The 6,485-nt window shown below is 60.8% G+C and carries 5 protein-coding genes; 4 read left to right on the plus strand and 1 reads right to left on the minus strand.

What is annotated here, in order from left to right; translation table 11 throughout:
* The first annotated feature begins 110 nt into the window (after positions 1-110).
* From ACIO0C_RS12995 to ACIO0C_RS13010, 4 genes are all read left to right on the plus strand, one after another.
* The gene (locus tag ACIO0C_RS12995; protein WP_401312400.1) at positions 111-1,202 is read left to right on the plus strand and encodes a hypothetical protein; all 1,092 of its coding nucleotides are present in this window, start codon (positions 111-113) and stop codon (positions 1,200-1,202) included.
* Between the two features lie 78 nt (positions 1,203-1,280).
* On the plus strand, positions 1,281-2,570 hold the full coding sequence (locus ACIO0C_RS13000) for a M18 family aminopeptidase (RefSeq protein ID WP_046817960.1): 1,290 nt from the start codon (positions 1,281-1,283) through the stop codon (positions 2,568-2,570).
* 54 nt (positions 2,571-2,624) lie between these two features.
* Positions 2,625-2,801, plus strand: coding sequence for a hypothetical protein (locus ACIO0C_RS13005; RefSeq protein ID WP_008056983.1), 177 nt, complete (start codon positions 2,625-2,627; stop codon positions 2,799-2,801).
* Between the two features lie 77 nt (positions 2,802-2,878).
* Positions 2,879-5,035, plus strand: coding sequence for a mechanosensitive ion channel family protein (locus tag ACIO0C_RS13010; RefSeq protein ID WP_401312404.1), 2,157 nt, complete (start codon positions 2,879-2,881; stop codon positions 5,033-5,035).
* Positions 5,036-5,110: 75 nt separating this feature from the next.
* Here ACIO0C_RS13010 and ACIO0C_RS13015 read toward each other — a convergent pair.
* Positions 5,111-6,485: DEAD/DEAH box helicase (locus tag ACIO0C_RS13015; RefSeq protein WP_401312407.1), on the minus strand; the 1,375-nt coding region annotated here is incomplete at its 5' end.

The following is a 6,485-nucleotide window of genomic DNA, read 5'->3' on the forward strand; positions in this document are numbered from 1 at the left end:
GCACTGAAGGGCGTTTTTCAATTGTCGTTACAACATTTGCTGACAACAGTGCGCCTGCGTTGGCCCAGGCCAATACGTTAAACTTACGCCTCTGTTGCCTGGAGCTACTTATGCGCGAAGCGCTGTCCCCCCTAGAGAAAACACCGCACCAGTTGCTCTACCTCATCTATGGCAACCAGGATGTCTACCGGCGCGAAGCCAAGTTCAGCATGCTCACCGCCCTGGCACAGCTCAAACGGGGTGAGTCGCTGTGCATCCGGGTCATGACCGATCGCCCGGAGGATTATGCCGGCTGGCCGGTCGACACCATCGCCCTGAGCGAGCAGACCCTGGCCCAATGGCAGGGCGTAAACGGCTATCACCACCGACGCAAGGCCTGCGCCATCGCCCAGGGGCTGAAGCTTGCGCACAAGACCCTGTTCGTCGACACCGATACGCTGTTTCTCGAATCGCCTCATCGCGTCTTCGAAAGGATCGAGCCCGGGCGCTATGTCATGGACCGTTTCGAGTACGACTGGAGCTATGTTTGCGAACGCCCGGACTACGTCAAGCTCGGTCGCTGCCTGCAAGCCCATGGCATCTCGGCCAACAACAGTTTCAAGCTGTACAACAGCGGGCTGTGCGGTATCACCGACAGTGATACGCCATTGCTCGAAGAATCAATCCGCCTGATCGATGAATGGACCCAAGGCTCGTTCGATATCCACACCATCGAGCAAATCGCCCTGTCGTTCGCGATGCGCAACCAGCCCGTTCAGGAAGCGAAGAAGTTCATTTACCACTACTTCGCTGAAAAACGCTTCTTCCATGCGATGCAGAAGCACTTTTTCACCCGTCATGGCGAGCAGTTCCGTGCCGAACTGCCGGCCCTGTGCACCGAAGTCCCGCGCTGCAAGCCTGTACCTTCGCCCTGGCAACGCCTGCGCATCAAGTGGAAGCTGCGCAACCAGCGCAAGAGCGTGAAAAAGGTTGGTCGTGACCTGCTGTATGGCAGCGCGGCACCCGAACATCCTTACTACGAAGTGTGCCGCCATGAGTGGTGGGAATCCGCTTCCCGGGAGATCCTGCGCTGGGACGAAGACCAACAGAAACAGTTCTTCGGTACGGAAAAGGGTCGCTGGCCAAAACATCTGCCGCGCCCGGCCAGGTCCGGCGACGAACAAACCATCATTGCCTACCTGCGCGAGCGGATGAATCATTGACCACCCGGCACTGAAAGCTCTTGTCCAATGCATCGGGCCAATACGTTAAACTGGCGCCATTGCTGTCTGGAGCTACTTATGCGCGAAGAGTTGAACCAAGGCCTGATCGATTTCCTCAAGGCCTCCCCTACCCCGTTTCATGCCACCGCCAGCCTTGTTCAGCGACTGGAAGCGGCGGGCTTCCAACGCCTGGACGAACGTGAGCCATGGAACACCGAAGCCAATGGTCGCTACTACGTCACCCGCAATGACTCGTCGATCGTCGCGATCAAGATGGGCCGGCACTCGCCGCTGCACGGCGGCATTCGACTGGTCGGCGCCCACACCGACAGCCCGTGCCTGCGGGTCAAGCCCCAGCCGGAACTGCAACGCCAGGGTTTCTGGCAATTGGGCGTGGAAGTTTATGGCGGCGCCCTGCTGGCACCCTGGTTCGACCGCGACCTGTCCCTGGCCGGTCGCGTCACCTTCCGTCGTGATGGCAAGGTCGAGAGCCAGCTGATCGACTTCAAGGCGCCGATCGCGATCATCCCCAACCTGGCCATTCACCTCAACCGTGAAGCCAACATGGGCTGGGCAATCAACGCCCAGACCGAACTACCACCGGTACTGGCGCAATTCGCCGGTGACGAGCGTGTGGATTTCCGCGCCGTGCTCACCGATCAGCTGGCCCGCGAACACGGCCTGAACGCCGATGTCGTGCTGGATTACGAACTGAGCTTCTACGACACCCAAAGCGCGGCCGTCATCGGCCTGCACGGTGATTTCATCGCCGGCGCGCGCCTGGACAACCTGCTGTCATGTTATGCCGGGCTGCAAGCGCTGTTGACCACCGACACCGACGAAACCTGCGTCCTGGTCTGCAATGACCACGAGGAAGTCGGTTCGTGCTCGGCCTGTGGCGCTGACGGCCCGATGCTGGAGCAGACGTTGCGCCGCCTGCTGCCCGAAGGCGACGAGTTCGTCCGCACCATCCAGAAATCCCTGCTGGTCTCGGCCGACAACGCCCACGGCGTGCACCCCAACTACGCCGACAAGCACGATGCCAATCACGGCCCGAAACTCAACGCCGGTCCCGTGATCAAGGTCAACAGCAACCAGCGCTACGCCACCAACAGCGAAACCGCCGGGTTCTTCCGTCACCTGTGCATGGCCGAAGAAGTGCCGGTACAGAGCTTCGTGGTGCGCAGCGACATGGGTTGCGGGTCGACCATCGGCCCGATCACCGCCAGCCACCTGGGCGTGCGCACCGTGGACATCGGCCTGCCGACCTTCGCGATGCATTCGATCCGCGAATTGTGTGGCAGCCACGACCTGGCGCATCTGGTGAAAGTGCTCAGTGCGTTCTACGCCTGCCGCGAGCTCCCGTAGAGCACTACAAAAACCACCTAGACTTCAATTATCCCTTTCGACAAGGCAGTCGCCATGATCACAATGTCCTCGTTCCACGCCATGCTCATCCCAATTCTTATCGGGATGATCATGCTGGCAGTCGGTTTCAATTTTCGCGACAAGAACGCTGGCGTGCTCGCCATGTGGCTCGGCATGCTGTTGATCCTGGCCACGGTGATCTTCAAGATCCTCGCCAAACTCAACGAATAAATCCCCACCCCCGCTCGCATTGGTTTTGACGGGCTCGTACACTCGGTCGACCTGCCCATTCAGAGGTTGACCGCCTAGTGTTCGCTCGCCTGTTCGCCCTGCCGTGCCTTTTCCTGATCTGCCTGATGACACTGATGGCGCCAGCGCCTGCCCAGGCCGCCGGGCTGCCGAGCCTGCTTGGCAGCCCGGCAAAAACCCAACCCGAGGCGCAGGAACCCCTTGGGCAATCCCTGGACGAAGTCATCAAGTCGCTGGAGAACGATCAACAGCGCAGCAAACTGCTGGCAGATCTGAAGAAGCTGCGCGATGCCAGCAAAAAAGCCCAACCGGCCGCCGAAGAAGGCGTGCTGGGCCTGATTGGCGGAACCCTGGCCAGTTTCGAAAAGCAATTCTCCGGGGCCGACAGCCCGATCACTCGTTGGACCAGCGAGTTCGACCTGGCCAAGGATGAATTGATGGCAATGGCACTGCCGGCCAGTGAGTGGCTGCCGATCATCTTCGCCTTTGCCATGATCCTGATGGTCTGGAGCCTGCTGGCGGCGGCGCTGATCTGGGTCAGCCATCGAGTCCGGATGCGTTTCGGCCTGACCGAAGAACTGCCGCAGCACCCCAGGGCCCTGGACATGCTGCGTTTCGCCCTGCGCAAGCTGGGGCCGTGGCTGATTGCCCTGGTCATCACCGTCTACATGAGTTACGCCCTGCCATCGTCACTCGGTAAAAGCCTGGCCATGGTGCTGGCTTACGCACTGGTGGTCGGCACCTGTTTCTCCGCGATCTGTGTGATTGCCTTTTCCCTGCTCGACGGCCCGCACCGTCACAGGGCCCTGTATATCCTGCGGCACCAGGCCTTCCGCCCGCTGTGGTTGATCGGCAGTTTCGCCGCTTTCGGTGAAGCCCTGAACGACCCGCGCCTGACGGAAAGCCTTGGCGTGCACCTGGCCCACACCGCAGCGACGGTGGCCAATGTGTTGGCGGCATTGTCCACGGGGTTGTTCATCCTGCGTTTCCGCCGCCCGATTGCCCACTTGATCCGCAACCAGCCGCTGTCCCGGCGCCTGACACGCCGCGCCCTGAGCGACACCATCGAAATTCTTGGCACCTTCTGGTTTGTACCGGCGCTGGTGCTGGTGGGGATTTCCCTGTTCGCGACCTTCGTCTCGGCCGGCGACACCAGTACCGCGCTGCGCCAGTCGCTGATCTGCACCGTGTTGCTGGTTTTGTGCATGGTCATCAATGGCCTGGTGCGCCGCCACGCGCTCAAACCGCAACGCGGCGCGAAACGTCACGCACTGTATTCGGAACGCCTGAAAAACTTCTTCTATACCCTCGCCCATCTGTTGGTATGGCTGGCATTCATTGAGCTGGGCCTGCGGGTCTGGGGCATGTCGTTGATCAGCTTCACCGAAGGCGAAGGCCATGAGGTCAGCGTCAAACTGTTCAGCCTTATCGGCACGCTGATCTTTGCCTGGCTGATCTGGATCCTCAGTGACACCGCCGTGCATCACGCCCTCACCCGCTCGCGCAAAGGCCTGGCCAACGCCCGCGCACAGACCATGATGCCGCTGATCCGCAACGTGCTGTTCGTGGCGATTTTCATCATCGCGCTGATTGTCGCCCTGGCGAACATGGGCATGAACGTTACGCCACTGCTGGCCGGTGCCGGCGTGATCGGCCTGGCCATCGGCTTTGGCGCACAATCGCTGGTGGCCGACCTGATCACCGGCCTGTTCATCATCATCGAGGATTCCCTGGCCATCGACGACTACGTGGACGTCGGCGGACACCTGGGCACCGTCGAGGGCCTGACCATTCGCACCGTACGCCTGCGGGACATCGATGGCATCGTCCACACCATTCCGTTCAGCGAAATCAAGAGCATCAAGAATTACTCCCGGGAATTTGGCTACGCGATCTTCCGGGTCGCGGTGCCTGCCAGCATGGACATCGACAATGCGATCAAGCTGATGCGCGACGTCGGCCAGAAAATGCGCACCGATCCGCTGCAACGGCGCAATATCTGGTCGCCCCTGGAGTTTCAGGGCGTGGAGAGTTTCGAGTCCGGCAATGCGATTCTGCGAGCCCGGTTCAAGACCGCGCCGATCAAGCAATGGGAAGTTTCACGGGCGTTCAACCTGTCGCTCAAACGGCATCTGGATGAAGCCGGGCTGGACCTGGCGACACCGCGCATGAGCATTCAGGTGGTGACGGCGGGTGGTGGGCCAGCTGCGGAATAATCCCAAACACAGGACAAAAAAATCCCCGAACCAGTCGGGGATTTTTTACGTTCGATCAATCAGCCCGGGAGCGGATTAATCTTCGCGGTAGCGACGCAGCTTCAACTGCTTACCGGCAACGCGAGTGTCCTTCAGCTTGCTCAGCAACTTCTCAAGACCGTCTTCCGGCAGTTCGACGAGGCTGAAGCTGTCACGCACCTGGATGCGACCGATGGCTTCACGCGCCAGGCCACCTTCGTTGAGGATGGCGCCCAGCAGGTTCTTGGCAGCGATACCATCACGCGCACCCAGCGCGGTACGGCAACGAGCACGACCTTCGCCCAGTGGCATTGGAGCACGACGCTCGCGGTCACCACGCTCAGGACGATCACCGGAACGCTCTGGACGATCGCCACGCGGTGCATTGTTCGGCACCAGTGGACGTTCTTTCTCGATAGCGGCCAGGTTCAGCGCTTGACCGTTGGTTGCCTTGCGCAGCAGGGCTGCGGCCAGGGCACGCGGGCTGCAACCGATGTCGGCGGTCAGGCGATCGAGCAGATCACCGTGGGTCGATTCGGCTTCAGCCACCAGCGGCGACAGGCTGTTGGTCAGCTTCTTGATGCGCGCATCCAGAACGGCTTGAGCGTCCGGCAGGCGAACTTCAGCAACCTTCTGACCGGTTACACGCTCGATCACTTGCAGCATGCGGCGCTCACGTGGAGTCACCAGCAGCAGCGCGCGACCTTCGCGACCGGCACGGCCGGTACGGCCGATACGGTGAACGTAGGATTCCGGATCGTACGGCATGTCGACGTTGAACACGTGAGTGATGCGCGGAACGTCCAGGCCACGAGCGGCAACGTCGGTCGCCACAACGATGTCCAAGCGGCCATCCTTGAGGGAGTCGATCACGCGCTCACGCTGGTTCTGGGCAATGTCACCGTTCAGCGCAGCGGCTTTGTAGCCTTTGGCTTCCAGGGCGCTGGCCAGGTCCAGGGTCGCTTGCTTGGTGCGCACGAACATGATCAGGGCGTCGAAGTCTTCCACTTCCAGCAAGCTGAGAACGGCAGAAGTCTTCTGGTCAGCGTGAACCAGCAGGTGAGCCTGCTCGATCGCGGTAACGGTCTGGGTCTTGCTCTGGATCTTCACGTGCTTCGGATCGCGCAGGTGGCGCTCAGCGATGGCACGGATCGATTGCGGCAAGGTGGCCGAGAACAATACGGTCTGACGGGTTTCCGGCATGGCCTTGAAGATGACTTCCAGGTCGTCCATGAAGCCCAGCTTGAGCATTTCGTCTGCTTCGTCGAGAACCAGGTGGTTCACGGTCGCCAGAACTTTTTCGTCGCGACGCAGGTGGTCGCACAGACGGCCCGGAGTGGCGACAACGATCTGTGCGCCATTACGGATTGCTTTCAATTGTGGGCCCATCGGCGCGCCGCCGTAGACAGCCACAACAGTGACGCCCGGCATT

Origin of the sequence: Pseudomonas sp. NPDC087336 (assembly GCF_044744285.1) — a bacterium.
In the GTDB taxonomy this organism is placed as follows: Bacteria; Pseudomonadota; Gammaproteobacteria; order Pseudomonadales; family Pseudomonadaceae; genus Aquipseudomonas.

Coding starts and splice junctions, on each gene's coding strand:
- ACIO0C_RS12995 (WP_401312400.1), top strand. CDS start 111: ATGCGCGAAGCGCTGTCCCCCCTAGAGAAAACACCGCACCAGTTGCTC.
- ACIO0C_RS13000 (WP_046817960.1), top strand. CDS start 1,281: ATGCGCGAAGAGTTGAACCAAGGCCTGATCGATTTCCTCAAGGCCTCC.
- ACIO0C_RS13005 (WP_008056983.1), top strand. CDS start 2,625: ATGATCACAATGTCCTCGTTCCACGCCATGCTCATCCCAATTCTTATC.